Genomic DNA, 26562 nt, shown 5'->3' on the forward strand with positions numbered 1-26562 from the left:
GCCGGGAATGCGGACCCTAACACAGGTTCTTAGGGTAGCCTAACGCCCGCCATGAAGCTCCTTGCTGCGCTGACCATCGCCCTCTCCACGGCCGTCCTCGCCGCGCCCGCCCAGGCGGCGCCGCGCGTGGCCGCTCTGACGCCGTTCTCCGCCTCCACGATCACCCGCCTCGGCGTCCGCCCGGTCGTCCTCGGCCAGACGCTCGGCGGCTCGGACCAGTACATCGCCTCGCTCAAGGGCGTTCCCGTGCTGACCCTCACGCACCCGCTCGGCCCCAACCTCGAGCAGCTCGCGACCTACAACCCGAGCATCGTCCTCTCGAGCAAGACCTGGCAGCGCGGCACGCCCGCGATGCGCAAGCTGGGCATGAAGGTCTACGAGAGCGACCCGAACAGCGTCGCGGCCGTGGGGACCGAGACGCGCAACATCGGCAAGGTCCTCGGCCGCACCCGCGCCGCCGACGACCTCGCCAACAAGATCGCCAATGACGTCGCCGCGGCCAAGCGCAACATCCGCAGCCGCCCGCGCGTGCTGGTCATCCTCGGCGTCGGTCGCACCCCCTACGCGATGCTCGCGAACTCCTGGGGCGGCGACGTCGTCGCCCAGGCGGGCGGGACGCTCCTCACCCAGGGGCTGACTTCGCCGAGCGGAACCGCGAGGATCTCCGACGAGATCGTGGTCAAGCGCAACCCGGACATCATCATCGCCGTCCCGCACGGCAGCCCGGGCAACATCCCGCGGCTCGCCGCGTATTACCGGAACAACCCGAACTGGCGCAACACGAAGGCGGTCAAGAACAAGCGCGTCTACGTCGCCACCGGGAACTCGCTGCTGCAGCCGTATCCGGGCGTCGCCTCGACGATTCGCGACGTCCGCAGCAAGTTCCTCAAGAATTGAACCGGCGCCGCCTCACGGTCGTCCTCGCCGGAGCGGCCGCGCTGGTCATCGCGGCGGCGGCCTCGATGGCGTTCGGCGCCGTCCACGTCCCGCTGCACGACATCTGGCTGTCGCTCACCGGCCAGGCGCCGGACGGGCCGCTGAAGCAGATCATCACCGAGCTGCGGCTGCCGCGGACGGTCAGCGCCGCGATCGTCGGCGCGGCGCTCGGCGTCGCGGGCGCGCTGCTGCAGGGCGCGCTGGCGAACCCACTCGCCTCGCCGGACGTGATCGGCGTGACGGGCGGCGCGGGCTTCGGGGCGATGCTCACGCTGCTCGTCTGGCCGAGCGCAATCGCGCTGCTCCCTGTCGGCGCGCTGTTCTTCGGCGTCCTCGCGGCGGGCATCGTGTTCGTGATCGGGTGGTCGGGCCCGCACGGCGGGGCGATCGGGCGGGTGATCCTCGCCGGCATCGCGATCAGCGCGCTCTTCGGCGCGGCCACGACGTCGCTGATGGTCGCCTACAGCGATCGCGTCCAGTCGGCGGTCTTCTGGCTCGCCGGTGGCCTCTCGAGCGAAGGCTGGTCCTCGCTCGCGGTCGTCTGGCCGTACTTCGCGGTCGGGTTCATCCTGTCGGTCTTCCTCGCGCGGCCGCTCGATCGCCTCGCGCTCGGCGATGACGTCGCCGCCTCGCTCGGCGGCCGCCCGCGCCTCGTCCGCCTGCTCGCCGCGGGCGCCGCGGCCCTCCTCGCCTCCTCCGCCGCCGCCCTCGCCGGCCTGCTCGGCTTCCTCGGCCTCGTCATCCCGCACCTCGTCCGGCTCGCAGCCGGGACCGCCTCCAATCGCTTCGTCATCCCCGCCAGCGCGCTCAGCGGAGCGGCGCTGCTGACCGGCGCGGACACCCTCGCCCGCACCGTGCTGGCGCCGATCGAGCTGCCCGTCGGCCCGCTGATGGTCGTCCTCGGCGTGCCGCTCTTCCTCTGGCTCTTGCGAGAAGCCGTGTGACCGCGCTGCTCGAAGCCAGGGACGTCAAGGTCCGGATCGGCGACGCCGCGATCCTCCACGGGGCGGACCTGCGCGTCCGCGCCGGCGAGCTGGTCGCGGTCGTCGGCCCCAACGGCGCCGGCAAGTCGACGCTCTCAAGAGCCGTCTCCGGGCTCCAGAAGCTCGAAGGCGGGGACGTCCGCTGGAGCGGCACGCCGCTGCACGAGCTCAAGGGGCGCCGGATCGCCCGGCTGCGCGCGTTCATCCCGCAACGCGCCCCTGTCCCCGCCGGCGTGACGGTGCGGGAGGCGGTCGAGCTCGGCCGCTCCCCCCACATCAAGCCGCTCGGCCGGCCGACACGCCACGACCGTGAGGCCGTCGACCGCGCCCTCACCCGCACCAACGTGTTCGACTTCGCCGAGCGCAAGCTCACGACCCTCTCGGGCGGCGAGCTCCAGCGCGTCCAGATCGCGGTCGGGCTGGCGCAGGAGGCACCGGTGCTGATCGCCGACGAGCCGACCTCGCACCTCGACCTCGGCGCCACCGCGAGCGTCGCCCGCCTGCTGCGCGGTCTGGCCGACGACGGCCTTTCGGTGATCCTCGTCGTCCACGACCTCGCGCTCGCCGCCGCCGTGGCCGACACGGTCGTCGTCATGGCGAAGGGCCGCTCCGCCGCCACCGGCGCGCCGCGCGACGTGCTGACCAAGGAGCGCCTGAGCGAGATCTGGGGCGTCGACGCCGCCCTCGACGAGCGCGGCGCCCTGCGCGTCAACTGGCTCGACCGCGGGTACACGTGACCGGAAATACGGTGGATCGCTGGCCAGATCACCGGTCGTCTCTGCCGGTACCCGGCAGGCGCTCGCATACTGGTGGTACGTGTGCGCCTGCCGGGGCCCGGCAGAGGCGGGCGGGGCCCGCCAGAATCCGCCGTATTTTCGGGGGCGTGTACTAGAACTGAATACATGCCGCGTCGCAACCGCCGGCCCCCGCCGCCGGCGGGCGTGACCTTCGACCCGCAGCGCCCGCGCCGGGAGGCGTGCGCGACCAAGGAGCGCTACGACAGCGAGGCCGAAGCGCGCTCGATCGCGCTGATGAACGTCCCGCGCGGCCGCGGCGCCGCGACGAAGCCGTACCACTGCGACGTCTGCGGCGGCTGGCACCTCACCTCCCGCTAGAGGGTCTCCACGAACTCCTTGGCCGTACGGAGATCGCAGCCCGTCTCCTCGCGGTACTGCTTGATCGCGCGGATCAGGTTGCCCTGACCCACGTACGCGAGCACCTGCGGGCTGGCGCTCGTGTCCGGCCCCGGCCGCGCCACGTCCAGCGTGGCGTAGAGGTGGTTCACCAGCACTTCGAGTTCCCGAACGCGGGCACGGAGGTCGTCCATGCCCGCGATCATTCCAACTCAGGAGCGAGTCAGTCGGAAGCGGCCGACGAGCGACGCCCGAGGCGATCTTGCGCTGGGAGTGGTACTCGCCGGTCATCGCCTCCGGTCGACTTAACGGCCGAGGGCCCCGAAACCGGGGCCCTCGAGCGAATTCATCCGGGGTGAGCCGGTGGCTACATCATGCCCGACATGTCGGGCATGCCGCCGCCGGAACCGCCGCCATCCTTCTCCGGGACCTCGGCCACGATGGCCTCGGTGGTGAGGATGTTCTTGGCGATGGAGGCCGCGTTCTGCAGCGCGGAGCGCGTGACCATGGCCGGGTCGATGACGCCCGCCTGGACCAGGTCGACGTACTCGCCCGTGGCCGCGTTGAGGCCGATGCCGGCCGCGGAGCGGCGCACCTCGTTGACCACGACGGAGCCCTCGAAGCCGGCGTTCTCCGAGATCTGACGGAGCGGCTCCTCGAGCGCGCGCAGCACGATGCGCATGCCGGTCTTCTCGTCGTCGATGCCGGTCGCGTCGAGGTTGATCGCGTCAGCGGCCTCGACGAGCGCGATGCCGCCGCCCGGGACGATGCCCTCCTCGAGCGCGGCGCGGGTCGCCTGAAGGGCGTCCTCGACGCGGTGCTTCTTTTCCTTCATCTCGGTCTCGGTGGCCGCGCCGACCTTGACGACCGCGACACCGCCGGAGAGCTTGGCGAGGCGCTCCTGCAGCTTCTCGCGATCGAAGTCGGAGTCGGTGTTCTCGACCTCGCCCTTGATCTGGTTGATGCGACCCTTGATCGCGTCAGCCTCCCCGGCACCGTCGACGATCGTCGAGTTGTCCTTGGCGACGACGACGCGGCGGGCGCGACCGAGCTGCGAGATCTGGGTGTTCTCGAGCTTGAGACCCATCTCCTCGGTGATGACCTCGCCGCCGGTGAGGATCGCGATGTCCTCGAGCATGCGCTTGCGGCGATCGCCGAAGCCCGGGGCCTTCACGGCGACGCCCGTGAACGTGCCGCGGAGCTTGTTGACGATGAGCGTGGCCAGAGCCTCGCCCTCGACGTCCTCGGCGATGATCAGCAGCGGGCGGCCGGACTGGATGACCTGCTCCAGGACGGGCAGAAGGTCACGGACGGAGCCGATCTTCTGGTTGGCGATCAGGATGTAGGGGTCCTCGAGGACCGCCTCCATGCGCTCCTGGTCGGTCGCCATGTAGGGCGAGATGTAGCCCTTGTCGAACTGCATGCCCTCGGTGAACTCGAGGTCCATGCCGAAGGTCTGACCCTCTTCGACGTTGACGACCCCGTCCTTGCCGACCTTCTCGATGGCGTCGGCGATGACGTCGCCGATCTCATCGTCGCCGGCCGAGATCGTCGCGACGCGAGCGATCTGGTCCTTGCCGTTGATCTCCTTCGCCTGGCTGCGGATGTGCTCCACGACCTGGTCGACGGCGATCTCGATGCCCTTCTTGAGCGCGAGCGGGTTCGCGCCGGCGGCAACGTTCTTCAGACCCTGGCGGACGATCGCCTGGGCGAGCACCGTCGCGGTCGTGGTGCCGTCGCCGGCAACATCGTTGGTCGCCGTGGCGACCTCGCGGACGAGCTGGGCGCCCTGGTTCTGGAAGACGTCCTCGACCTCGATCTCGCGAGCGATGGTCACACCATCGTTCGTGATCGTGGGAGCACCGAACTTCTTGTCCAGGACGACGTAGCGACCGCGCGGGCCGAGCGTGACCTTGACGGCGTTGGCGACGGCGTCGACGCCGAGCTCAAGCGCCTTGCGAGCGTCGACGTCGTACTTCAGTTCCTTGTGAGCCATGTGTCTCTAGTTCTCCTTAAGAAGATTCAGGCGGCGATCAGCCGGTGACCTTGGCGAGCACGTCCGACTCGCGAAGGACCAGCAGGTCCTCGCCTTCGACCGTGATCTCCGTGCCGCCGTACTTGGAGTAGAGGACCTCGTCGCCCTCGACGACGTCGAGCGGCTGACGCTGGCCGTTGTCGTCGAGCTTGCCGTCGCCGACCGCAAGGACCTTGCCCTTCTGGGGCTTCTCCTTGGCCGTGTCGGGAAGAACGATGCCGGAAGCGGTGGTCGCTTCCTCCTCGACGGCCTTGACGATCAGACGATCGCCGAGAGGCTTGAGCTTCATTGAGTGACCTCCACTCAGATCGGAACCAGCGTAAAAGCTTTGGCACTCTCGGCATGAGAGTGCCAGCGGTCGCTGATGATACGACGAATGTCCAAGTCGTCAAGGGCAATTGGCACTCTTTTCACACGAGTGCCAACGCGTTGACCACATGAACCGCCGCGAGGAGGTCAGGACTCAAACGCGCCGGCGAGGTCGCCGGCGCGCGATCGAGCTAGTTCTGCGCGCCGCCGACGCCGCGGAGGCGATCCTGGAAGTCCGGCGGGTTCTCGACGATCTGCGAGAACCGGACGACCGTCACGGTGTCGTCGAGCGCCACCTCACGGTCGTAGATCTGCTTCAGGAAGTGCACGAGCTCCTCGGTACGGCGGAACTCGGGGTTGTCGTGCTCGATATCACGCGGAGACAGGTCCTTGACCCGCTTGACCTCCACGTTGTCGATCACCGCATGGAACAGCTTCTCGCGCGGGGAGTACTGGTAGCCGACGGTGACCAGCACGACCTGGTTCTTGCGGTACTTATGCCGCTTGTCGCCCAGCCGGATCGTCGCCGTCTTGCGCCCGCGCTTCATCTGGTCGGCGAAGACCGTGGAGTAGAAGTTAAGGACCTGCACGGAGCGGCAGACTAGCGTCCGGAGGGCATCTTGGACAGCAGGCGATCGATCAACGCCCGTTCGCCGGGGTAACTGAGCTCCTCGCGGGCCCGGTTGAGGGCGATCCAGCGGGCGTCGTCGACCTCGTGATCGTGGTCGGCCGTGGAGCCCTCGACGTACTCGCAGAGGAAGAAATGCACCGTCTTGCGCACCCGCCGGCCGCCGCGCCGGTAGGTGTACCGGACGTCGCCGAGCGGCTGGATGACGTTCGCGACCACGCCCGTCTCCTCGCGCACCTCGCGGGCGGCGACCTGCTCGGGCGTCTCGCCCGCCTCCATCCCGCCCTTCGGCAACCCGGTGACCTTCTTGCCGGCGGGCGTGATCACGAGGAGCTCGTCGCCGCGGACGACGACACCGCCGTAGGAGGTCTCCAGCTCAGTAGACATAGTTGCGAAGGGCCTGGGGGTCATGGACCGTCAAGCGCCCGCGCCCCTGTGAGATCACGCCTGCCCGTTCCAGGGTCGCAAGGAACCGCGAAGCGGACTCGCGCGAGGAGCCCGCGAGCATCGCGAGGTCGGCCTGAGTGGCGGTGATCGGCACGTCGACGGCGTTGGCGCCTTCGGCGACCGCCTGGTCGACGAGCGTGGCGATCACGCCGGCCACGCGGCTCTGCACGGTCTGAAAGGACTGGCTGGCGAGGCGCTCGTTGGTCGTCCGCAGCCGCCGCGACAGCGAGGCGGCGAGCGCGACGGCCAGCTGCGGCCGACGCAGCATCAGCCGGCGCATGTCGGGGCCGAGGATCGCGAGCACCTCGAGCGCGTCGATCGTCTCGACCGTCGCCGAGCGGCGCTCGTCGTCGAACATCGCCAGCTCGCCGAAGATGTCGCCGGGCCCGAACGTGGCGAGCGCGAGCTGGCGCCCGTCGGCGTGCTCCCGGATCGCCCGCGCATGGCCGGAACGGACGAGGTAACACGTGTTGGACTGGTCGCCCTCGCGGAAGATCACCTCACCCGCGCCGAAGCGGCGCGGGTGGCAGACCTCGGCCACCAGCTCGAGGTCATTCGCCGCCAGCGGGGCGAAGACCGGCACCTGGCTGAGCAGCTCGACCGTTTCCTGTGTGCTCGCCGTCACTTCGGGAGTGTCTACCACTCATTGACGGCGAGCACACGTTCTCTGCGGCTCAGGAGGCCTCGAGCGCCCGTTCGCGCCGGCGGCGCGTCAGGCTGCGGTTGGCGTAGGCGGCCAGCCCGGCGAGAACGCCGAGCGGGAGCAGGATGGCGAGGCCGATCACCAGCACGCCGGCGATCACCTCGAGCACGCGGCCCGCGTCCTTGACGGCGTCGCCGGGGGTCCAGCGCCCGCCCGGGACCGGGGCAACAGTGGCCTTTCGGGTCCCCTCGATCGACAGGTCGACCGAGGCGTAGGAGACCGCCTGGTTGAGCTGCGCGACGGCACGCTCGCGCGCCGTGACGCGGCGGGTGGCGCGGTCCAGCAGGGCGCGCAGGCGGGAACGTTCCTTGTCCGTGGCGGCCTTGGCCAGGCGGGAGCGCAGGCCGTCGCGATCCGCGCGGGCGTCGCGCACGGCGGCCTCGAGGCTGTCGCGCTGGTCGGTGACGTCCTCGGCCTGCTGGGAGCGGGCGGACACGTGCCCGAGCTTGGAGAGCTGCGCGATGCCGCTGTCCAGCTTGTCGGCCGGCAGCTTGAGGGTCAGCGACGCGCTCGCGGTCGAGCCGTGCACGCTGGTGCTCGAGGTCTGCACGTAGCCGCCGAGCGTGTCCGTGATGCGGATCGCGCGGTCGGTCGTGGTCTCGACCTCGCCGGGGCGGGTGGTGATGGTCAGCGAGGCGTTGCTCAGGACCGCGCGGCCGCCGCCGGCCGCTCCTGAGCTCCCGCCCGCCGCCGACCGTGGCAACGTTGCAGCCGCCGACCGCTCGTCAGTGGCGGACTTCTTCGGGCTCGCGGCCGAGCTGCCGGAGCTCGCGCTGTCAGCCGAAGGCGGCGCCTTCATCGACGTCGCGCTGGCCCCCGAGTCGTCGCTGCCGCTCGTATCGATGTTCTTGGCGATGACGACGACGATCAGCAGCAGTGTTGCCGCCGTCGCGCTGGCCAGCGCGAACGCCGCGAAGTGGTCGCGCAGCGCCTGCAGCTTCTTCTTCCAGGGCGGGACCGGGCCGGGAAACCGGGCGGCGACCTTCGCGTCCAGCTTCTCGGCCCAGACCGGGTCGGGAACGGGGCGGACGTCGCGGAGGAGCATCTCGAGATCAGGCATCGACGGCCTCCCGGAGCTTGGTCATGGCGCGGTGCAGGAGCGTGCCCGCGTTGGAGGCGCTGACGCCGAGGACCTCGGCGATCTCGGCGTTGGAGAGGTCGGCGTGGTACTTGAGCGCGATCAGCTCTCGATCGCGCGCGACGAGGGTGCCCAGGGCGCGGCGGACGGCGTCGCGCTCCGCGGTCTGCTCGGCCAGCTCGTCGGGCCCGGGAGTCGACGGCGGCACCGGGAGTCCGGCCGCCGCGGTGCGTTTGCGGCTGCGCAACTCGTCGAGTGCGGCGTTGCGGGCGATGCCGAACAGCCACGCGCGCGGGGACCCGCGGCGGGCGTCGAAGCGGGAGCGGCGCTTGTACGCGCGCTCGAACGCTTGGGCGGTGACGTCCTCGGCCGCGGCGCTGTCTCGCAGCAGCGTCGCGGTGTACGCGAAGACGTCGTCCCGGGCGTCGCGGTAGAGCGCGTCGAAGTCGAGCGCGCGCACTGCGGTGGCGGGAAGAGTCGCGGTGCTGGCCGTCGTCACATCCTTACTACGATCGCCCATGGGATCCATCACAGATCGGCGCTAGATTCTTTCGCCCACCGATGCGGATCGCGCTGCCTCTCGTCCTGCTCGCCTGCCTGCTCGCGCCGGCCGCCGCGTCGGCGCGCGACATGGACACCTGGGCGACGGTCAACGTCTGCGACACGGCCAAGCAGCCGGACACGATCGGGATCCGCGCGTCGATGTCGGGCCTGCCGAAGGGCGTCAAGCTCTCGATGCGCTTCCGCGTGCAGTACAAGGCCGCGGACGGTACGTGGGCGGACGTCGAGGACGCCGACTCCGGTTGGCGGGTGCTCGGGACCGCGAAGGGCGTTCCCGCGGAGTCCGGGTGGAGCTTCAGCTTCGCGCGGCCGACCAACACGGTCATGCTGCGCGGGGTCGTGCGCTATCGCTGGCGCAAGGGCGACGCCCTGCCACGCACCGCGGAGGTCGTCACCGAGGGCGGGCACCGGTCAAGCGCCGGCGCCGACCCGGCGGGCTACTCCGCCGCCAACTGCGAGCTCGGCAACTGAGCGAAGAGCCGGGGGTCGTTGGTGATGACCCCGGTGACGCCGAGCTTCTCGAGTCGCCCGATGCGGCGGCCGTCGTCGACCGTCCAGACGTAGATCTCCCCGCCCGCCTCGTTGACGGCGCGCACGAGCCGCGATGACACCAGGCGCCAGTGCACCATCAGCGCGTCGCAGCGCCCGGCGGCCATGTGGACCTTGACCGCTGACGGGAGCTTGAGGCGCACGTAGGCCGCGCCCGCGTAGGCGGGGAGCTTGGTCAGCCACGCCTTCGTCGGGTCCTTGCGCAGGCGCGGGACCGACCAGCCGAGGCGGAGCTTGGGCTCCAGTTGGCGCAGGACGAGCAGCGAGCGCATCCAGTTGGAGGAGATCAGCGACCGGTCGATCAGGCCGTGCTCGCGCAGGGCGGCGACCACGCGGTCCTCGTAGCCGGGGAGCTTGAGGTCGACGTCGAGCTCGACGCCGTCGAACGGCGTGGAGGCGAGGTGCGCGAGGCCCTGCTCGAACGTCGGCGCGTTCTCGACGTGCTCGTAGTCGTGGGCGAGCAGCAGGCGGCCCTTGGCCGGCTCGTGCTGGAACTCGGGCAGCACGTCGAACTCGATCATGTCCACGCCGTAGGCCAGCGCCGCGTCGAACGAGGCGAGTGTGTTGCCGGGGACGATCAGGTCCGCGCCCTTGTGCCCGATCCGCCGCATCCTCATCGCTGACATCGTGGGCACCAGTATGTCGTCCGGTTGTCGTCGCCTTGCCCGCGTGCACGGATGTTCGAGTCCGTGCCGCACCGCGGGCACGGCTTCCCGGCGTTGCCGTAGACCACCTTGAAGCGCTCCTGCATGCCGCTGCGCGACGATTCGAGCATCCGCGGGCGGGTGGCGTGGATGATCGCGAGCGCCTCGACGTCTGAGACGTCGCCGGTGCGCCGCCAGGGATCGATGCCGGCCTCGAAGCAGCCTTCGGCCTTCCAAAGGTTGCCGATCCCGGCGATCACCCGCTGGTCGAGCAGGGCGTCCCCGATGGCGCGGGTGGGGTCGTCGGTGCGCAGTCGCCTCAGGAAGGCCTGCTCGTCGAGCTCCGGCGCGAGGATGTCCGGGCCGAGACCGGCGATGCGCTGATCGAAGCGGGTGCGGCTGGCGGTCATCAGCTCGAGCACCGGGCCGTTGATCTGGGCGACGAGCTTCTCGCCGTGCTTGATGAGCAGCCAGGTGTTGCGGGGCGGCGGCCAATCCTCGTCGCGCACCCGCCACTTCCCGGTCATCCGCAGGTGGGAGTGAATCACCAGCTGGTTCTCGAAGCGGATGAAGAGGTGCTTGCCGTGGGCGTCGACGCCCGTCACGGCCTGTCCTTGGAGGCGCTGGGGCCAGCGATCGCGCCCGAAGCGCGGGTGCGGCGTCTCGATGCTGTCCGGGATCTGGCCTTCGAGGACGGGGCGGATCTTATTCGCCGCGTAGTGGATGGTGTCGCCCTCGGGCACGGCTTCTGAGTATGGTCCGGGCCGCGACGATGCCCGCCCGAGCCCGCACCGTCAGAGGTGCGTCTCCAGGGGTTCCCTGGGGAGACCACGTTGACCTACGCAGAGCATCGCGTGCGCGGCAGGGCAGCGTTCGCGTGCCCCCTCGCGCACGCACGACGAGAGCCGTCGGGCGGCATCGTCGCGCCCTGTGATGTCGCGGCGCGCACTGGGCCACGGGATCGCGGCGGCGTTGCTGGCCGGCGAGTGGCGGCCGCCGGCGATGGCCGATCGCGTCATGGCGGCCCTCGACCCGCCGCCGCCCTACGTGACCGTGCTGGTCGACGCCGTCCTCGACGCGTACCACCGCCCGCCGCTGGACCGTCCGCGCGAGCTTGGCGCGTACGTGGCCATCGTGCTCGACGAGCTCGACCCGCTCCCGGACCCGGACGCCGATGACCTCGACGACCTGCTGCTCCCGGAGCCGACGCCGCGCGTCGTCGAGTGGGGGCGCTTTCACCCCGAGATGGCGTTCGCCCGCTGGCCGGTCCCGCGGATCGACACGGTCGGCGATCTGGCGGCGTTCCTCGGCCTAGAAGTCGGCGCGCTCGAGTGGTTCGCGGACGTGCGCGGGCTCGAGCGGGTGGTGAACGACGAGCGGCTGCGCCACTATCGCTATGTACGTGTGGCGCGGAAGTCCGGCCCGCCGCGGGTGATCGAGGCGCCCAAGCCGCGGCTGAAGGCGCTGCAACGGCGGGTCCTGCACGAGCTCCTCGACCTCATCCCGGTGCACGGTGCCGCGCACGGGTTCGTGGGCGGGCGGTCCGCCCGGACCCACGCGCTCGCCCACGTGGGGCGCCGGGTCGTCGTCCGGCTCGATCTCGAGGACTTCTTCGCGGGCGTGACCGCGGCGCGCGTCTTCGGGATCTTCCGCGCCGCGGGCTACCCGGAGTCCGTCGCCCACGTCCTCACCGGCCTGTGCACCAACGTCGTGCCGGCGCAGGAGTCGGTCCCCGTTCACTGGCGGCTCTCGCGCCGCCTCGCGACCCCGCACCTCCCGCAGGGCGCGCCCACCTCGCCCGCCCTGGCCAACCTCGCCGCCTTCGCGCTGGACCGCCGGCTCACCGGTCTGGCGGCCGCGATCGGCGCCACCTACACCCGCTACGCCGACGACCTCGTCCTCTCCAGCGACCGGCGGCTGCGCACACCGGTCGCTGCGATCGGGGCCATCGCCCGCGCCGAAGGCTTCCGCGTCAACGCCGCCAAGACCCGCGTGATGGGCCGCGGCCGCCGCCAGACGGTCACCGGCGTCGTCGTCAACGCCCACCCGAACGTCCCCCGCGCCGAGTACGACACCTTGAAGGCCACCCTCCACCGCGCCGCGCTCGACGGCCCACCCGCGGACCTCGACCCGACCGTCCTCCTCGGCCGCATCGCCTGGGTCGAGTCGCTCAACCCCACCCGCGGCGAAAAGCTCCGAACGGCCTTCGCCACGATCACCTGGCCACCCCGCGATTCTTGAAGGGGTCAGACCCCTCAACAATTCTTTTGGCTCTACAGCGCCGTTTCCAATGTTGAGGGGTCTGACCCCCCTAAGCGGCGAGGCGGGCGAGCTCGGTGCGGGCGCGGGCGGCGAAGCCGTCGGCGCCGCGGGCTTCGGCGGTCGCGAGGACCGCGGTGGCGAGGGCGATCGCGCGGGTGTGGTCGCCGAGTGCGTAGGCGGCCCAGGCGCGGGCGAGGCCGAGTTCCTCGCCGACGCCGCGGCCGGAGGTGTGGGGCAGCCGGTCGAGCTCGGCGATCGCTTTGGCCGCGTGGGCGGCGTCGCCCGCTTGGGCTGCCGCTTGGGCGATGCCGGCGAGGGCTGCGGGGCGCATGCCCACCGGGTCGCAGGCGCGCAGCAGGACGGAGCTTTCGCGAAACCAGCGAAGCGCCGCGTCGGTGTCGCCCCTGGAGAGCCAGACGTGGCCGAGCAGGAGGGCCGCGACCGCCCAGCCCTGCGGGTCGGTCGCGGCGGCATAGGAGCGCTCGGCCTCGTAGGTGGCTTCGGGGAGGCTGCCGGCGAGCCAGTGCGCGAGCGCTTGGGCGCCCGCGAGGTAGCGGACGCACGCTGGCTCCCAGCGCCGGGCGACCGCGATCGCCTCGTCGCGCCGGCCGCAGACGGCGAGCGCCTCGGCCATCGCGACCGCGGCGCGCACCCGCGCCGCGTCCGGGGCGGTCGGATCGGCTTCGACGGGCGCCGCCATCGCCAGCGCGGCGCGCGGGTCGCCCTGTGCGAACGCGAACCGCGCGCGCAGCGCGTGCAACTCCATCGCGCCGAGCGAGGCGGGCAGCGTACGCGCGGCCGGCGCGTCTGCGCTCGTGCGCACGAGCGGCGCGCCGCTGCCGGTGAACCCGCGCACGGCGTCTTTGCCCGTGCGCGCGAGCGAGGCGGGGCTGCCGGCCAGCCCACGCGCGGCGAGTGCCTCCTCGCCCGCGCGTAGGGCGGCCTCCGCGTCCGCGGAGCGGTTCAGTGCGAAGAACAGGTTGCGGGCGCGGACGAGTGCGAGGGTGACCTCGCCGCGCGCATTGGGCGCGGCCAGGGTCGCCAGGACGTTCTCGGCCTCATCCGGCCGCCCGCTCGCCATCAGCGCGCGCGCCTCGGCGAGCCCCGCCGAGAAGTGGCACCCGGACTGGAGCGCCGCGCGGGCGAAGCCTTCCTCGGCGAGCCTGGACATGCCACTAAGGACGCTCATGCCGTCCAGCTATTCCGTGGCCGCGACCGCGAAGTACACCGTGCTATCGGCGAGCCGCGGCACGATCCGGTAGCGGAAACGGGCCGTCACGGAGTCACCCCGGCGCTCCCTGGACCCGGCCCGCCTACGTGGTCAGCGTCAGCTTGCGCGGGCCCGGCCGGAAGCCGAGGTCGATGAGCGTTTCCTCGTAGACGGACCCGATGATCGACTCCCCGTCGATCTTCTCCACGGCGAGCCGCTTGATCCGCCCGCGCTGGACGGTCTCGGCCAGCGCGGCGAGCGACGGCTGGATGCGCGGGTCGTCGGCCTCGACGAGCACCTGCAGGCCCTTGCCCCCGCGCTCGACGAACACCACCGGCTCAGCACCCGCCAGGACCACATACGCACCCGCCTGACGAGCGGGGCGCCGCGGCGTGTCCGGCCACTTCAGCGCCGCGCCGTAGGGCTGCGCGGGGTCGGTGGCGGCGAGGACGACCGGCGGCGCCGCGTCATCGTCACGCTGCGCCCGCAGCCGTTCGACCGCGCCCGGCAACGCGAACTGCGCGCCGCCGAGGCCTTCGACGAAGTAGCCGCGGCGGGCGATCCCGATCGTCTCCAAAGCCGCCAGCGAGTCGTACAGAGACGAGAACCCGCCCGGGATGCCCTCGGCCAGCACCTGCTCGCGGGTGACGATGCCGTAGCGCTCGAGCAGCAGTTCGGCCTGCGTGCGCCGGCGCGCCACAGGGTCGACGTCGCGCCCGAACAGCGCGCTCGTGAGCGACCAGCGGCCCTGCACGGCCGGCTGCCCGCCGCGCTTGCGCGCCCCGAACGAGCGGCGCGAGGCGCGGGCGCGCTGCGACCAGGCGGGCGTCGCCGCGGTCAGCTTCGGCGAGCGCAGGGGCGCGAACGCGTCGTTGGTCGCCTCACCCGCCCACACGAGGTCCCAGAGCCCGTTCTGCAGTTCCTCGGTCGTGAAGCCGCCGACGTCGGTCAGCAGGTCGGTGAAGAAGCACGGGCCGGCCTTCAGCCGCTCGCGCACGGCCACGTGGATCGGCTCTGACGGCGCGTCGCCCGCCCCGCCGCGCGGCGGCGGCCCGATCAGCGCGGCGTCGTCGCGGAAGTACAGCGCGACGCGCCCGGAGCGCCGGCCCATCGCCCCCGCACCCACCCAGACGATCTCACCAGAAGCGCAGAGCTGGTCCATCCAGGCGGGCGAGTAGGCGCCCGTCCGGCGCGGCAGCACGTCGCGCTCCCAGACCTCCAGCGGCAGCGCGAGACCCTGCAGCGGCACCAGCGCCTCGCGCAGGCGATCCACACCCGCCCCGGTCGGCGGGTGGCGGTCGACGCCCTGCCAGGAGGCCTGGAAGCGCGCGAAGGCGCGCTGGTCGGCGGGCTCGATCTCCGCCCGCAGCGCCGCCAGCGACGCGCGCCGCAGCCGCCGCAGCACCTCCGGGTCGCACCACTCGCGCGTGGTCCCGCCCGGCCGCAACTCGCCGCGGACCAAGTGACCGCCCTGCTCCAAGCGCTCGAGCACCGGCGTCAGGTCGATCCCGTAGCGCTCGCGAAGCGCGCGCGTCTCGAACGGCCCGTGCGTCCGCGCGTAGCGGCGGACGAGCCGCTCCATCGCGTCCGGGACGTCGGCGGTGAACGCCTCGGGCAGCCCGGACGGCGGGACGGCGCCCAGCGCGTCGCGATAGAGCCCGGCGTCCTCGGCCGCGACCCAGCGCTTCTCGCCACCCACCCGCAGCTCCATCGCCCGCCGCTCGCCGCGCAGTTGCTGCAGCCAGGCCGTCGTCGCGCCGCGCGCCTTCGCCTCGTCCAGCGTCAGGTCGCCCACGCGGCGCAGCACGTCGTGCACGCCGTCGACGGTGTCCGCCCGCGTGCGGTCGGAGAGCCGCTGCAGATCCGCTTCGACGGTCTCCAGCGCGCCCAGGTCGATCAGCTCGCGCAGCTCCTCCTGCCCGAGCAGCTCGCGCAACAGCTCGCGATCCAGCGCCAGAGCGGCGGCGCGGCGCTCCGCGTTGGGCTGGTCGCCCTCGTACATGTAGGTCGCGACGTAGTCGAACAGCAGCGACGAGGCGAACGGCGAAGCAGTCGGCGTCTCGACCTCGACCAGCGACAGCTCGCGCCGGTGCAGCTTGGTCAGCAGATCGTGCAGGCCGGGGAGGTCCAGGACATCGCGCAGGACCTCGCGATAGGTCTCCAGCACGATCGGGAACTGCGCGTAGCGGCGCGCGACCTCCAGCAGCGACTGGGACTTCAAACGCTGCTGCCACAGCGGCGTCCGCCGCCCCGGATACGCCCGCGGGATCAGCAGCGCGCGGCCCGCGTTCTCGCGGAAGCGGGCGCCGAACAGCGCCGACCCGCCCAGCTCACCCACCACGAGGTCCTCGAGCTCGTCCGGCTCGATCATCACCAGCTCTTCGCCGGGCGGTTCGTCGGCGTCGGGGAGGTGGACGATGATGCCGTCGTCGGACCAGATCGCGTCCGACTCCAGGCCGTAGACCTCGCGGATGCGGGCGGACAGAGCCAGGCCCCAGGCGGCGTGCACCCGCCCGCCGAACGGCGAGAGCACGCACACCCGCCAGTCGCCGATCTCGTCCCGGAAGCGCTCGATCACGATCGTGCGGTCGGAGGGGATGACCCGCGTCGCCTCCTGCTGCTCGAGCAGGAACTCGAGCAGGTTGGATGCGGCCCGCGGGTCGAGGTCGAAGTCCTTCGCCAGCGTCTCCTGCGACTGCTCGACCGCCCAGCGCGCGAACGCGCCGATCGCCTCGCCGAGCTCCTTCGGCCGGCCCAGCCCGTCGCCCTTCCAGAACGGCACCGCGCCCGGAACGCCCGGCGCGGGGGTGACGATCACGCGGTCGCGGGTGATCTCCTCGATCCGCCACGAGGAGGCGCCCAACAGAAACACCTGCCCGGCACGGGCCTCGTAGACCATCTCCTCGTCCAGCTCGCCGACGCGGCGGCCGTCGGGGAGGTTCACCGAGTACAGGCCACGGTCGGGGATCGTGCCCGCGTTGGTGATCGCCAGCGCCCGCGAGCCCTTGCGCGCCCGGATCGTCCCCGCCACGCGGTCCCAGACGATCCGCGGCCGCAGTTCCCCGAACTCCTCGGACGGATAGCGCCCGTCGAGCATGTCGAGCACGTTCTCCAGCTGCGCCCGCGACAGCTCGGAGTACGTGTAGGTGCGGGCGAGCATCGCCGCCAGCAGGTCGACGCTCAAGACCTCGTCCTCGGCCGACGCGCTCATCGCCACGATCTGCTGCGCCAGGACGTCGAGCGGGTTGCGCGGCACCACCGTCGTCTCGATCTTCCCCTCGCGCATCCGCTGGGCGACCACCGCGCACTCCAAGAGATCAGCCCGGAACTTCGGGAAGATCCGGCCCTTGGAGATGTCGCCGACGTTGTGGCCGGCACGACCGATCCGCTGCAGCCCGGCGGTGACCGACTTCGGCGACTCGACCTGCAGCACGAGGTCGATCGCGCCCATGTCGATGCCCAGCTCCAGCGAGGACGTCGCGACCAGACACGGCAGCTCACCCGCCTTGAGCTGCTCCTCGACCACCAGCCGCTCCTCGCGCGCCAGCGACCCGTGGTGCGCCCGCGCCAGCGGCTCCTCCGCCAGCTCGTTGAGCCGCAGCGCCAGCCGCTCGGCCGCGCGGCGGTTGTTGACGAAGATCAGCGTCGACGTGTGCTCGCGCACGAGCTTGAGCAACTCCGGGTACATCGCCGGCCAGATCGACTTGCGGGTCGCCTCGCCGCCCTTGAACGGATCGAGCTCGAGATCCATGTTCTCGGGCTCGACCATCGACTCCACCGGCACGTGGATCTTCAGGTCCAGCGGCTTGCGGACGCCCGTGTCGACCACCGTCACCCGCCGCGAAGGGCCGACCATGAACCGGCCGACCTCTTCCAGCGGGTTCTGGGTCGCGGAGAGACCCACCCGCTGCACGTCGCGCCCCGCCTGCTCGACCAGCCGCTCCAGTGTGATCGCCAGATGCGCGCCGCGCTTGGTCTGCGCGACGGCGTGGATCTCGTCCAGGATCACGGTCTCGGTGCCCTCGAAGAGCGCCCGCGCCCCGCTCGTCAGCATCAAATAGAGCGACTCGGGCGTCGTGATCAGCACGTCGGGCGGGTGCTTGACCATGTCGCGCCGCTCCTTCTGCGGCGTGTCGCCGGTCCGGATCGCGACGTTGAGCTCGGCGCCGATCCCGCGCAACGGCGCGCGCAGGTTCTTCTCGACGTCGTACGACAAGGCCTTCAGCGGCGAGACGTAGACCAGCCGCGTCTGCTCGTGGGTGGGCCGCGCGACGAACTGATCGAGCCCGTAGAGGAACGCCGCCAGCGTCTTGCCCGAGCCCGTGGGGGCGGAGATCAGGACATGCTCGCCCGTGGCGATCGCGGGCCACGCCTGCTCCTGCGCGGCGGTCGGCTCCGCGAACGCCCGCCCGAACCACTCGCGTACCTGTGGAGTGAAGTGAGCGAGTGGATCGGCCATCACATCAAGGTACGATACGACCGATTGCGGTCAGGTTGTGACCGGAATCAGCACGGTCTTGCGCCACATCGCGACCATCACGGAGCTGGTGGCGGAGATGCAGGCGGCGACGAGGAAGGCCGTCCGCCAGCCGGGACCCTCGACCAGCACGCCCGCGAGCGCGGCGCCGACCGCGATCCCGCCCACGAACGCGGTCATCGGCCAGGTGTAGGCCTCCGTCCGCATGCCGGGCGGCGCGATGCCGCCCACGAGCTCGTTGCGCGTCGCCAGGAGCGGTGCGATGCAGCACCCCGCCGGGATGACCAGGAACGCCATGACCACGACGGAGGGCGCGGCGGCGAGCGGGAGGATCGTCAGCGGCAGCAGCGCGGTGACGAACAGGTGCATCCGGAACACCCCGCCCTGCCGCGGCAGGATGCCGTACAGCAGCCCGCCGATGCCGCTGCCGAAGGACCACATCGCCAGCAGCACACCGGCGGCCGCCGCGGCGCCCTCGGCGCGCGAGAACGCCGGGATGCCGACCTCGAGGATGCCGAGGCCGATCCCCGTCGGCAGCGAGACGAGCACGAGCGTCCGGACGCCCGGGATGGCCAGGGCGCCGAGCATTCCCGCCGCGCTGCGCTCCTGCCCGTGGATGTTCTTCGTGGGCGGGAGCGCGGTGAAGATCGCGGTCCCGGTGACGGTCGCGACGGCGGAGACGATCAGCGCGCCGGCGGGGGAGGTCACGGCGGCGATCCCGGCGGTCAGCAGCGGGCCGGTGATGAAGATCAGCTCGATCATCGTCGAGTCCAGCGCGAACGCCGCCTGGTGCAGCCGCGGCTCGAGCAGCTCGGTCCAGAGCGAGCGCAGCACGGACGACGTCGGCGGGAGCGCCGCGCCTGAGACGAACCCGCACACCAGCAGCACGGCGGTCGGCGCGTCAAGCTCCGTGAAGCCGACGATCGACGCCAGCCCGAGCGCGTGAATGCACGCGAGCGGGACGAGCACCCGGCGCGCGCCGATGCGATCCACCAGCCGCCCGACGAACGGCGCGCCGAGGCCCGACCCGGCCGCCAGCGAGCCGGACACGGCGCCCGCGATCGCGAACGAGCCCGTCTGCTCGCGCAGGAACAGGACGATCGCCAGTGCGTTGATCCCGATCGGGAACCGCGAGAGCAGCGAGGAGGCGACGAGCGCTCCGACATAGCGGGAGCGCAGGATCTCGCCGTAGACCTTCACCAGGCGAGCTCGCGCGCCTGCTCGAACACCGCGTCCATCATCGGGGGCGTCAGCTTTCCGGTGAACGTGTTCTGTTGCGAGGGGTGAAAGCAGCCGAGCAGCGGCCACGGGTCGCCGTCGGCGACCACGCCGTGCCCGAACTTCGGCTTCGGACGGGGAACCGGAGCTCCTCCCAGGGCGGAGCGCAGCCGCAGCGCGCTCTCCCACGCGAACCCGCCGAGGCAGACCACGACGTGGACCTCGGGAAGCAGCGCGACCTCGCCCTCGAGCCACTCCGAGCAGTTCGCGCGCTCCTCGGGGGTGGGCAGGTTCGCGGGCGGAGCGCAGCGCACCGCGGCGACGATGTACGCGCCGCTCAGCGCCAGCCCGTCGCCGCGCTCGATCGACTCCGCCTGGTTGGCCAGCCCGACCCGGTGCAGCGAGGCGAACAGGAAGTCACCCGAGCGGTCGCCGGTGAAGATCCGGCCCGTCCGGTTCCCGCCGTGCGCGGCGGGCGCGAGCCCGAGGATCAGCACCCGCGCGGCCGGATCGCCGAACCCCTGCATCGGCCGGCCCCAGTACTCCCAGTCGCGATACGCCGCCCGCTTCTCGCGTGCGACCTGCTCGCGCCACTCGACGAGACGAGGGCAGCGACGGCAGTCGAGGACCGCCTCGTTGAGCGCTTCCAAGGCGGCCATGGACCCAATCGATCCTAGCTGTGGCTAGGCTCTCCCCCAGTATGCGCCGCACCCTCGCCCTGACCGCCGTCCTCGCCCTCGCCCTGAGCGCGTGCGGGACCGCGACGTCCACGCAGAACGACAAGTTCAAGGGCGAGCAGCAGGACGTCGTCAAGGTCGTCGACGCGCTCGCCACCGCGGGCACCCGCGGAGACGCCGACAAGATCTGCAAGGACATCCTCGCCAAGTCGCTCGTCACGGAGCTCAAGAACGCGGGCGGCGATTGCGTGACCGAGATGGATCGCGCGATCAAGGACGCCAGCGACTACGACCTGCAGGTCACCAGCGTGAAGATCAACGGCGCCAACGCCACGGCCCAGGTTCGTCAGGGCAAGGACGGGCAGGTCGCGACGTTCACGTTCGTGAAGGAGGGCGGCGCGTGGAGAGCGTCCGCCCTCGGCGCCTGACCGTCACCCCACGCGCGACGGCGGTCGTCTCGACGGCCACGACCTGGGACGAGTTCCCGCGGCTGTGGCGGGTCCTGCTCGACGAGGTCCGGGAGCAGGGTGCGAGTGGCCGCAACGTGATGCTCTACAAGGACGACGTCCCGAACGTCGAGGTCGGCGTGCTGGCGCGGGCGGACTTCACGCCCGGCGGCCGCGTCATCCGCTCGCAGCTTCCGGGCGGCGACGTCGTCTCCCTCACCCACCGCGGGCCGTACGCGGCGCTCGGCGACGCCCACGAGGCCGTGATCCGCTTCTGTGCGGAGCACGGCCTCGCACGCGCCGGCCCGCGCTGGGAGATCTACGGCCCGTGGCGCGAACCTCCGGACCAGCCCGAGACCGAGGTCGTCTACCTGCTGCGCTAGTCGCCGTACATCCGGATCCGCGGCGCCTGCTCGAACTTCAGGTCCGTGACCTGGTGGATCTCCGTGCCGCGCGAGTAGTACGCGTGGCCGCGGTCGTAGGCGAAGCCGGAGACGACGCCGGCGATCGGCATCACGACCCGCTCGTCGCGGTTCAGCGCCCGGTTGTAGCGGTGGATCTCACCCACGTTGTGCTGCCCCTGGCGGGCCAGCAGCCAATAGATCGCGTTGCCGGAGAACGTCGGGTTCAGCGTGTCGAAGAAGTCCGGTGAGGCGCCACCGCCGGGAACCTTCGTGAGCAGGGACAGTGCGGTCTGCGTCGCCAGCCACGGCTCATGGCTCCACTCGCGCGAGCCGGAGAACGCGGTGCGCGAGTTGCGGGCGTCCACGCTCAACACGACCTTGCTCGCGAGCTTCTTCGACGCCGCGTTTCCGGTGATCGAGCGCGCGTAGAGGGCGTCCTTGGTGGCGAACACGAGCCGGTCGCCCGAGATCGAGCCGGCCACGGCGCCGGCCGTGCCTCCAAGCGGGCGCTCCTGCGGCGTCGTGAAGTCGTACATGTACAGGCGCCCGCCACGGTTGTATACCGCGACGACGTGGCCGTCCTTGCGCTTGCCGAGGTCGACCGTGAACGGCTTGGACGAGCCGGCGACGCCGAGCGCGTCGCCGCCCAGCGCGGTGAGGCGGTACTGCGAGCCGTTCCACGCGCTGTAGAGGACCTTGCCGTACCCCGCGGCGAGCGGCGTCGGCTTGGCGGTGGTGTCAGCGAGCGTGTCGGTGGCCGCCTGTGAGGTGGGGGCCGCGACGGCCAGGGCCAAGGCGGCCGTCGCGAGGGTCTTGGGGAGGAGGAACATGGCTACACCGTGGACCCGCCCGCCGCGCGAGCGGGTCACCCTAGGTGTGCGCAGATCTCAACCTGGCGGGGGTGCGACCCCCCTTGCCTAGCGGCCGAGCTGGGTGTAACGCGCCTCGGTCGCTTCCTTCTGGGGCTTCCACCACCAGTCGTTGTCGCGATACCAGGCGATCGTCGCCTCGAGGCCGGCTCGGAAGTCGCTGTAGCGGGGCGTCCAGCCGAGCTGGGTGCGGATCTTGGTCGAGTCGTTGGAGTAGCGCAGGTCGTGCCCGGGGCGGTCGGGGACGTGGTCGTACGCGTCCGCGGGCTCGTCCATGAGCTCCAGGATCAGCTCCAGGATGTCCTTGTTGGAGCGCTCGTCGCCGGAGCCGATCAGGTACGTCTCGCCCGGCTCGCCCTTGCTGAGGATCAGGTGGACGGCCTCGTTGTGGTCGTCGACGTGGGTCCACTCGCGCACGTTCTCGCCCTGCCCGTAGAGCTTCGGGCGCGCGCCGCCGAACACGTTGGTGATCTGGCGCGGGATGAACTTCTCGACGTGCTGGTACGGGCCGTAGTTGTTCGCGCAGTTGGAGATCGTCGCGTGGATGCCGAACGACCTCGCCCACGCGCGCACGAGCAGGTCCGAGCCCGCCTTGGTCGCCGAGTACGGGCTCGACGGGTCGTACTTCGTCTCTTCGGTGAACTGGTCGTCGCCGTCGAGGTCGAGGTCGCCGAAGACCTCGTCGGTGGAGATGTGGTGCAGCCGCTTCTCGTGCCGGCGCACCGCCTCGAGGATCGTGTAGGTCCCGAACAGGTTGGTGCGCATGAACGGCTCGGGATCGTGCAGCGAGTTGTCCACGTGCGACTCGGCCGCGAAGTGCACGACCATGTCGCTCTCGCCCACCAGGCGGTCCACGAGCGGGGCGTCACAGATGTCGCCGTGCACGAACTCGATCTGGTCCTCGACCGGCTTCAGCGACTCGCGGTTGCCCGCGTAGGTCAGCGAGTCGACGATGGCGACCTCGTACTCGGGGTGGTTGCGGAGCGTGTAGTGCGCGAAGTTCGCGCCGATGAACCCGGCGCCACCGGTGACGAGCAGCTTCACGACGCGAGGACCTCTCTAGCGATGAGATGGGCGGCAAGCCCCTCTTGCCACGCCGGTAGGACCGGCGCGTCGGAGCGGGTGGAGCCGAGAACGGAGTAGGCGGGGCGGGGCGCGGGCGCGTTGAAACCCGCCGTCGTGCCGCGGTGGACGGTGAGCCTCAGGCCGGCGCGCTCGAACGTCGCACACGCCAGCTCCCACCACGTGCACGAGCCGCCGCCGGCGACGTGCAGCACGCCCTGCGTGCGCTCGACGGCGATCTCGACCAGCGCGGGCGCGAGGTGCCCGGTGTAGGTCGGGCAGCCGAGCTGGTCGTCGACGACCGTCAGCTCGTCGCGGTCGGCGCCGAGCCGGAGCATCGTGTCGACGAAGTTCTTGCCGTGCGGGCCGAACACCCACGCGGTGCGGACGATCGCGTGGCCGCTGGGCGCCGCGTCGGCGACGGCGATCTCCCCGGCCAGCTTGGAGCGGCCGTAGGCGCCGATCGGGCCGGTCGGGGCGTCCTCGGGGTAGGGCGTCGTCGCCGCGCCGTTGAAGACGTAGTCGGTCGAGACGTGGACGATGTGCGCGCCCACCTCGGCGGCGGCCGCGGCGAGGTGGCCCGCGCCGTCGCCGTTGATCAGCGTCGCTTGCTCCTCCTCGCTCTCCGCGAGGTCCACGTTCGTCCAGGCCGCGCAGTTGATCACGGCGTCGGGGCGGACGTCGCGCAGGGCGGCGCGGACGGCATCGGCGTGGGTGATGTCCAGGTCGGCGCGCGCGAGGGCGACGACGTCGTGGCTACGGGCGGCGGCGACGACATCCGTGCCGAGCATGCCCGCGGCCCCCGTGACGAGAAGGCGCATGGGGCACATCAATAGCGCAGACCTTCCGCGGCGCGAAGGGCCAGCGAGAGCTCGAAACGGGCGTCGGGATCTTCGAGCCGGTCGCCGAAGAGCTCGCGCAGCTGCTTGAGCCGGTAGCGGACGGTCTGCGGGTGGACGTCGAGCGCGGCGGCGATCGCCTGGACCTGGCCGGGGCGGTCCAGGTAGGCGCGGAGCGTGACGATCAGCCGCTCCCGCGGCCCGTCCGCGAGGCCGTCGAGCGGCGACAGGCGGCTGCGCGCGAGGTCGGCGGCGATGCCGGGCGCGGCGGCGAGCAGCAGTGCGGGCAGGTGCTCGTCGGCGACGATCAGCCGGCCGCGAACCTGTGCGGACGGCGAGGTCGAACCCTGGACGTCCAGATGGCCCTGAGTGGCCAGGCGGAACGCCGCTTCGGCGCGGCGCAGGGAGGACGCGGCCTCAGGCCACGTCACCGCGGGCCCGAGCGCGGCCAGCTCGCCGCCCAGGGCCGCCTCGAGCGCCTTGCGGCGGCCCGGGCCGTCGGGGTCGGGCATCATCACGACCGCGAGGCCGCCGACCGCGGCGCCCACCGCCCCCGGCCCCAGCCGGCGCGCGAGGCGCGCCGCGATGCCGTCGAGCAGTTCCTCCGACGGCCCTTCGGCGCCGTGCGCCGCGGCGAGGCCCTCGGGTTGGTCGGCCTCGGCGGCGACGACCGCCGCCAGCACGCGCGGCAGTGCCCAGCCCGCGGCGGTCACGGCCGTGCGCACCGCCTCCGCGTCCGCCGCCGGCTCCTGGACGAGCAGGCGCAGGAGCCGTCTGCGGCGACGCTGGGTCTCCCCGGCCGCCTCGGACTGCGCCTCCGCGAAGCCTGCGGCCGACTCGGCCGAGATCTCGTCGATGTAGGCGAACATGGCTTCGCCGAGGTCGTAGAGCGCGTCGGCGGGGAAGCCGGACTGGGTGCCGACGTCGACGAAGCGCCGCCACGCCAGGCGGGCTCCCACCCGGTACGCGGCGAGCAACGCGTCGAGCGAGCGGCCCTGGCGGTACTCGCCCGCCCCGAGCCGCTGGTAGGTGTGGCGCGCGTTGGCCGCCTCGCGCGCTTCGCCGAGGAGGATGTCGACGAACCGGTTGAGGGCGATCTGCGTGCCGAAGCGGACGGTCTCGCCGAAGCGGCCCTCCATAGGGCGCGCGTAGTCCGGCACTTCGCGCGCGATCGCCGCCACGATGTCGTCGGCGAGGCCCGGAAGCGTGCGCCGGAGCGCGTCCGCTTCCTCCGGTGGGAGGGTCGCATGCGCGGCCATTATCACGAGGCTACAAGAATCGCCGATTCAAGTGTGTCGGCGTGCCATGCCGCTCGGGGGGTCGGACGGGTAGAACCAGTGGCGTATGACGAGGAGTCATCAGGTCCTGAACCTCACCGGGGTATTCCTGCCGCTGCTCGGCGTGCTGGCGGCGATCGTGCTCCTTTGGGACAAGGCCGTCGGCTGGACGTCGCTCGGCGTCCTGGCGGCCATGTACGTCGTATCGGTGATGGGCGTGACGCTCGGGTTCCATCGCCTGCTGACTCACCGATCGTTCGCAACCTACAAGCCGGTGCAATACGCGCTGGCGATCATCGGCTCGATGGCGGTCCAGGGCCCGGTGATGAACTGGGTCGCCGACCACCGCAAGCACCACGCCCACACGGACCAGGAGGGCGACCCGCACACGCCCCACGGTCACGGCGCCGGCCTCAAGGGCGCGGTCACCGGTCTCTGGTACGCGCACATGGGCTGGCTGTTCGAGCGCTCCGGAACGAGCGAGCACGCGCGGTACTGCCGCGACCTCTACGAGGATCGCGGCATGCGGATCATCCACAAGACGTTCGCGCTGTGGGTGTTGCTCGGGCTGCTCATTCCCGCGGGCATCGGCTACGCCGTGACGGGCACGGCGATCGGCGCGCTCGAAGCGGCCCTGTGGGGCGGCGCGGTGCGGATCTTCCTCGGCCACCACGTGACCTGGTCGATCAACTCGGTCTGCCACTTCTTCGGCACCCGCCGGTTCGCGGTCGAGGATCACTCGACGAACGTCTTCTGGCTCGCCGCGCTCTCGATGGGCGAGTCCTGGCACCACAACCACCACACGTTTCCGCGCAGCGCCTTCCACGGCCTCAAGAGCTGGGAGATCGACCCCACGGGTTGGGTCATCCGGGGGATGAAGGCGACCAAGCTCGCCTGGAACGTCGTCGAGATCTCGCCTGAACGCCAGCGCGAGAAGCTCGCCGTCTAATTACTCGAACGCCGCGTCGATCAGCTTCTTGATCTCGGTCGCCGCGTCCTGGATGCGGATCGCGAACTCGCGCCGGTCGGCCTGACTGATGTCGCGGTCGCCCGCCAGCACCTCGGCGAACCCGGCGACGATCGTCAGCGGCGTGCGCAGGTCGTGCCGGAGCCGGCGACGGGTCTCGGCATCGAGGACGAGGTCGGCCTCGTCGTCGGGGGTCACGACGAGCCGCTCGGGGCGGAGATGAACCCTTCGCGGAGGGCGATCGCGATCGCGTGCACGCGCGTGTTGGCCTCGAGCTTGTTCATCGCGTTGCGGATGTGGGTCTTGATGGTCTCCGGCGAGAGGTAGAGCTTCTCGGCCACCTGCTCGCCGGTCAGGCCCTGGGCCAGGAGGTCCATGATCTCGCGCTCGCGCTTGGACAGCGACTTCTGGGTCTGGGTCGCGCGGCGCGAGAGCAGCGCGGGGTGCAGGCGCGGGTCGACGTACGTCCCGCCCTCGGCGACGGTCGTCAGCGCCGTGCGCAGCTCGATCTGGGTGCCTTCCTTGAGCGCGTAGCCGCGCGCGCCGGAGTCAAGGCCCTTGATCAGCAGGTCGATCTCGTTGGAGCCGGTGTAGAGCACGACGCGGCGCTCCGGGTCGGCGTCGATCAACTGCGCGGTCAGCTCGATCCCGGACTCGTCGCCGAGCCGGATGTCGATCAGCGCGACGTCGGGTTTGAGCTTCTCGACGAGCTTGCGCCCCTCGGCCGCGGTGCCGGCTGTGCCCAGCACTTCGATGCCGTCTCTTCCGAGCAGCAGTTCAAGGCCCTCGCGGAGGGCCTGGTGATCTTCGACGAGCACAAGCTGAAGCGTCATGGCAGGTGTACCGTG

At 71.5% G+C, this 26562-nt stretch carries 29 protein-coding genes; 9 read left to right on the top strand and 20 right to left on the bottom strand.

Annotated elements, in window-relative coordinates; translation table 11 throughout:
- Positions 1-51: 51 nt before the first annotated feature.
- The 4 genes from OM076_RS23020 to OM076_RS23035 all read left to right on the top strand — a co-directional run bounded on the left by OM076_RS23020 (position 52) and on the right by OM076_RS23035 (position 3034).
- Positions 52-897: an ABC transporter substrate-binding protein gene (locus OM076_RS23020; RefSeq protein ID WP_270042425.1), complete on the top strand. Its 846-nt coding sequence runs from the start codon at positions 52-54 to the stop codon at positions 895-897.
- Positions 894-1880, top strand: coding sequence for a FecCD family ABC transporter permease (locus OM076_RS23025; RefSeq protein ID WP_270042426.1), 987 nt, complete (start codon positions 894-896; stop codon positions 1878-1880). The genes OM076_RS23020 and OM076_RS23025 overlap by 4 nt, the downstream gene beginning before the upstream one ends.
- The gene (locus OM076_RS23030) at positions 1877-2656 is read left to right on the top strand and encodes an ABC transporter ATP-binding protein (protein ID WP_270042427.1); all 780 of its coding nucleotides are present in this window, start codon (positions 1877-1879) and stop codon (positions 2654-2656) included. Before OM076_RS23025 ends, OM076_RS23030 begins: the two co-directional genes overlap by 4 nt.
- A 165-nt stretch (positions 2657-2821) precedes the next feature.
- On the top strand, positions 2822-3034 hold the full coding sequence (locus tag OM076_RS23035; protein WP_270042428.1) for a hypothetical protein: 213 nt from the start codon (positions 2822-2824) through the stop codon (positions 3032-3034).
- On the opposite strand, the gene OM076_RS23040 is transcribed toward OM076_RS23035, so the two are convergent.
- The 8 genes from OM076_RS23040 to OM076_RS23075 form a co-directional block, all read right to left on the bottom strand.
- Positions 3031-3246: a hypothetical protein gene (locus tag OM076_RS23040; RefSeq protein ID WP_270042429.1), complete on the bottom strand. Its 216-nt coding sequence runs from the start codon at positions 3244-3246 to the stop codon at positions 3031-3033. The genes OM076_RS23035 and OM076_RS23040 overlap by 4 nt on opposite strands.
- A gap of 173 nt (positions 3247-3419) precedes the next feature.
- Positions 3420-5048, bottom strand: coding sequence for a chaperonin GroEL (gene groL, locus OM076_RS23045; protein WP_270042430.1), 1629 nt, complete (start codon positions 5046-5048; stop codon positions 3420-3422).
- Positions 5049-5085: 37 nt separating this feature from the next.
- The gene (groES, locus tag OM076_RS23050) at positions 5086-5376 is read right to left on the bottom strand and encodes a co-chaperone GroES (protein WP_270015353.1); all 291 of its coding nucleotides are present in this window, start codon (positions 5374-5376) and stop codon (positions 5086-5088) included.
- A gap of 211 nt (positions 5377-5587) precedes the next feature.
- Positions 5588-5986 (bottom strand): ASCH domain-containing protein, encoded by a 399-nt coding sequence (locus OM076_RS23055; RefSeq protein WP_028062855.1) that lies wholly within the window; start codon positions 5984-5986, stop codon positions 5588-5590.
- Between the two features lie 11 nt (positions 5987-5997).
- On the bottom strand, positions 5998-6411 hold the full coding sequence (locus OM076_RS23060) for an NUDIX hydrolase (protein WP_270042431.1): 414 nt from the start codon (positions 6409-6411) through the stop codon (positions 5998-6000).
- A complete protein-coding gene (locus tag OM076_RS23065; protein WP_270042432.1) occupies positions 6401-7096 on the bottom strand; it encodes a Crp/Fnr family transcriptional regulator in 696 nt (231 codons plus the stop codon). Before OM076_RS23065 ends, OM076_RS23060 begins: the two co-directional genes overlap by 11 nt.
- Positions 7097-7145: 49 nt before the next feature.
- Entirely contained in the window at positions 7146-8234 is a 1089-nt protein-coding gene (locus tag OM076_RS23070) for a DUF4349 domain-containing protein (RefSeq protein ID WP_270042433.1), read from the bottom strand.
- Positions 8227-8772, bottom strand: coding sequence for an RNA polymerase sigma factor (locus OM076_RS23075; protein WP_270042434.1), 546 nt, complete (start codon positions 8770-8772; stop codon positions 8227-8229). Before OM076_RS23075 ends, OM076_RS23070 begins: the two co-directional genes overlap by 8 nt.
- A gap of 41 nt (positions 8773-8813) precedes the next feature.
- Here OM076_RS23075 and OM076_RS23080 point away from each other — a divergent pair, with 41 nt between their 5' ends.
- Entirely contained in the window at positions 8814-9284 is a 471-nt protein-coding gene (locus OM076_RS23080) for a hypothetical protein (protein WP_270042435.1), read from the top strand.
- Here OM076_RS23080 and OM076_RS23085 read toward each other — a convergent pair.
- Both OM076_RS23085 and OM076_RS46255 read right to left on the bottom strand, forming a co-directional pair.
- On the bottom strand, positions 9251-9979 hold the full coding sequence (locus OM076_RS23085; protein ID WP_270042436.1) for a glycerophosphodiester phosphodiesterase: 729 nt from the start codon (positions 9977-9979) through the stop codon (positions 9251-9253). The two genes, OM076_RS23080 and OM076_RS23085, sit on opposite strands and share 34 nt — an antisense overlap.
- Positions 9976-10749, bottom strand: coding sequence for an Fpg/Nei family DNA glycosylase (locus tag OM076_RS46255; RefSeq protein WP_270042437.1), 774 nt, complete (start codon positions 10747-10749; stop codon positions 9976-9978). Before OM076_RS46255 ends, OM076_RS23085 begins: the two co-directional genes overlap by 4 nt.
- Before the next feature lie 190 nt (positions 10750-10939).
- Between OM076_RS46255 and OM076_RS23095 the strand changes: the two genes are divergently transcribed.
- Entirely contained in the window at positions 10940-12247 is a 1308-nt protein-coding gene (locus OM076_RS23095) for a reverse transcriptase family protein (RefSeq protein WP_270042438.1), read from the top strand.
- A 70-nt stretch (positions 12248-12317) separates the two neighbouring features.
- Here the strand turns inward: OM076_RS23095 and OM076_RS23100 are convergent, their stop codons facing one another.
- The 4 genes from OM076_RS23100 to OM076_RS23115 form a co-directional block, all read right to left on the bottom strand.
- Complete coding sequence (locus OM076_RS23100; RefSeq protein WP_270042439.1) at positions 12318-13457, bottom strand: hypothetical protein; 1140 nt, start codon at positions 13455-13457, stop codon at positions 12318-12320.
- A 124-nt stretch (positions 13458-13581) separates the two neighbouring features.
- Entirely contained in the window at positions 13582-17937 is a 4356-nt protein-coding gene (locus tag OM076_RS23105) for a DEAD/DEAH box helicase (RefSeq protein WP_270042440.1), read from the bottom strand.
- Positions 17938-17967: 30 nt separating this feature from the next.
- Positions 17968-19155 carry an MFS transporter gene (locus OM076_RS23110; RefSeq protein WP_270042441.1) on the bottom strand — a complete coding sequence of 396 codons (1188 nt, stop codon included), beginning with the start codon at positions 19153-19155 and terminating at the stop codon, positions 17968-17970.
- Positions 19152-19832: a uracil-DNA glycosylase gene (locus OM076_RS23115; protein WP_270042442.1), complete on the bottom strand. Its 681-nt coding sequence runs from the start codon at positions 19830-19832 to the stop codon at positions 19152-19154. The genes OM076_RS23110 and OM076_RS23115 overlap by 4 nt, the downstream gene beginning before the upstream one ends.
- Before the next feature lie 41 nt (positions 19833-19873).
- Here OM076_RS23115 and OM076_RS23120 point away from each other — a divergent pair, with 41 nt between their 5' ends.
- Together OM076_RS23120 and OM076_RS23125 are read left to right on the top strand one after the other, a co-directional pair.
- Entirely contained in the window at positions 19874-20278 is a 405-nt protein-coding gene (locus OM076_RS23120; RefSeq protein WP_270042444.1) for a hypothetical protein, read from the top strand.
- Positions 20251-20679: a GyrI-like domain-containing protein gene (locus tag OM076_RS23125; RefSeq protein WP_270042445.1), complete on the top strand. Its 429-nt coding sequence runs from the start codon at positions 20251-20253 to the stop codon at positions 20677-20679. The genes OM076_RS23120 and OM076_RS23125 overlap by 28 nt, the downstream gene beginning before the upstream one ends.
- On the opposite strand, the gene OM076_RS23130 is transcribed toward OM076_RS23125, so the two are convergent.
- From OM076_RS23130 to OM076_RS23145, 4 genes are all read right to left on the bottom strand, one after another.
- A complete protein-coding gene (locus OM076_RS23130) occupies positions 20676-21530 on the bottom strand; it encodes a hypothetical protein (RefSeq protein ID WP_270042446.1) in 855 nt (284 codons plus the stop codon). The genes OM076_RS23125 and OM076_RS23130 overlap by 4 nt on opposite strands.
- Before the next feature lie 87 nt (positions 21531-21617).
- Positions 21618-22607 carry a dTDP-glucose 4,6-dehydratase gene (gene rfbB, locus OM076_RS23135; RefSeq protein ID WP_272598336.1) on the bottom strand — a complete coding sequence of 330 codons (990 nt, stop codon included), beginning with the start codon at positions 22605-22607 and terminating at the stop codon, positions 21618-21620.
- A gap of 2 nt (positions 22608-22609) precedes the next feature.
- Positions 22610-23452, bottom strand: coding sequence for a dTDP-4-dehydrorhamnose reductase (rfbD, locus tag OM076_RS23140; protein WP_270042448.1), 843 nt, complete (start codon positions 23450-23452; stop codon positions 22610-22612).
- Between the two features lie 8 nt (positions 23453-23460).
- Positions 23461-24729 carry a PucR family transcriptional regulator gene (locus OM076_RS23145; protein ID WP_270042449.1) on the bottom strand — a complete coding sequence of 423 codons (1269 nt, stop codon included), beginning with the start codon at positions 24727-24729 and terminating at the stop codon, positions 23461-23463.
- An 85-nt stretch (positions 24730-24814) separates the two neighbouring features.
- Between OM076_RS23145 and OM076_RS23150 the strand changes: the two genes are divergently transcribed.
- Positions 24815-25696 carry an acyl-CoA desaturase gene (locus tag OM076_RS23150; protein WP_270042450.1) on the top strand — a complete coding sequence of 294 codons (882 nt, stop codon included), beginning with the start codon at positions 24815-24817 and terminating at the stop codon, positions 25694-25696.
- On the opposite strand, the gene OM076_RS23155 is transcribed toward OM076_RS23150, so the two are convergent.
- Positions 25697-25912 carry a histidine kinase dimerization/phospho-acceptor domain-containing protein gene (locus OM076_RS23155; RefSeq protein WP_270042451.1) on the bottom strand — a complete coding sequence of 72 codons (216 nt, stop codon included), beginning with the start codon at positions 25910-25912 and terminating at the stop codon, positions 25697-25699. It abuts the gene before it with no gap.
- The gene (locus OM076_RS23160) at positions 25909-26547 is read right to left on the bottom strand and encodes a response regulator (RefSeq protein WP_270042452.1); all 639 of its coding nucleotides are present in this window, start codon (positions 26545-26547) and stop codon (positions 25909-25911) included. Before OM076_RS23160 ends, OM076_RS23155 begins: the two co-directional genes overlap by 4 nt.
- Positions 26548-26562: the final 15 nt, after the last annotated feature.

Source organism: Solirubrobacter ginsenosidimutans, assembly GCF_027587205.1.

Excerpts from the sequence above, each read along its gene's own strand:
- groES (WP_270015353.1), bottom strand. The coding sequence starts at position 5,376 with ATGAAGCTCAAGCCTCTCGGCGATCGTCTGATCGTCAAGGCCGTCGAG.
- OM076_RS23105 (WP_270042440.1), bottom strand. The coding sequence starts at position 17,937 with ATGGCCGATCCACTCGCTCACTTCACTCCACAGGTACGCGAGTGGTTC.
- OM076_RS23115 (WP_270042442.1), bottom strand. The coding sequence starts at position 19,832 with ATGGCCGCCTTGGAAGCGCTCAACGAGGCGGTCCTCGACTGCCGTCGC.
- OM076_RS23060 (WP_270042431.1), bottom strand. The coding sequence starts at position 6,411 with ATGTCTACTGAGCTGGAGACCTCCTACGGCGGTGTCGTCGTCCGCGGC.
- OM076_RS23085 (WP_270042436.1), bottom strand. The coding sequence starts at position 9,979 with ATGAGGATGCGGCGGATCGGGCACAAGGGCGCGGACCTGATCGTCCCC.
- OM076_RS23070 (WP_270042433.1), bottom strand. The coding sequence starts at position 8,234 with ATGCCTGATCTCGAGATGCTCCTCCGCGACGTCCGCCCCGTTCCCGAC.
- OM076_RS23145 (WP_270042449.1), bottom strand. The coding sequence starts at position 24,729 with ATGGCCGCGCATGCGACCCTCCCACCGGAGGAAGCGGACGCGCTCCGG.
- OM076_RS23100 (WP_270042439.1), bottom strand. The coding sequence starts at position 13,457 with ATGAGCGTCCTTAGTGGCATGTCCAGGCTCGCCGAGGAAGGCTTCGCC.
- OM076_RS23120 (WP_270042444.1), top strand. The coding sequence starts at position 19,874 with ATGCGCCGCACCCTCGCCCTGACCGCCGTCCTCGCCCTCGCCCTGAGC.
- rfbD (WP_270042448.1), bottom strand. The coding sequence starts at position 23,452 with ATGCGCCTTCTCGTCACGGGGGCCGCGGGCATGCTCGGCACGGATGTC.
- OM076_RS23160 (WP_270042452.1), bottom strand. The coding sequence starts at position 26,547 with ATGACGCTTCAGCTTGTGCTCGTCGAAGATCACCAGGCCCTCCGCGAG.
- OM076_RS23075 (WP_270042434.1), bottom strand. The coding sequence starts at position 8,772 with ATGGGCGATCGTAGTAAGGATGTGACGACGGCCAGCACCGCGACTCTT.
- groL (WP_270042430.1), bottom strand. The coding sequence starts at position 5,048 with ATGGCTCACAAGGAACTGAAGTACGACGTCGACGCTCGCAAGGCGCTT.
- OM076_RS23150 (WP_270042450.1), top strand. The coding sequence starts at position 24,815 with ATGACGAGGAGTCATCAGGTCCTGAACCTCACCGGGGTATTCCTGCCG.
- OM076_RS23095 (WP_270042438.1), top strand. The coding sequence starts at position 10,940 with ATGTCGCGGCGCGCACTGGGCCACGGGATCGCGGCGGCGTTGCTGGCC.
- OM076_RS23020 (WP_270042425.1), top strand. The coding sequence starts at position 52 with ATGAAGCTCCTTGCTGCGCTGACCATCGCCCTCTCCACGGCCGTCCTC.
- OM076_RS23080 (WP_270042435.1), top strand. The coding sequence starts at position 8,814 with ATGCGGATCGCGCTGCCTCTCGTCCTGCTCGCCTGCCTGCTCGCGCCG.
- OM076_RS23130 (WP_270042446.1), bottom strand. The coding sequence starts at position 21,530 with ATGTTCCTCCTCCCCAAGACCCTCGCGACGGCCGCCTTGGCCCTGGCC.
- OM076_RS23040 (WP_270042429.1), bottom strand. The coding sequence starts at position 3,246 with ATGGACGACCTCCGTGCCCGCGTTCGGGAACTCGAAGTGCTGGTGAAC.
- OM076_RS23035 (WP_270042428.1), top strand. The coding sequence starts at position 2,822 with ATGCCGCGTCGCAACCGCCGGCCCCCGCCGCCGGCGGGCGTGACCTTC.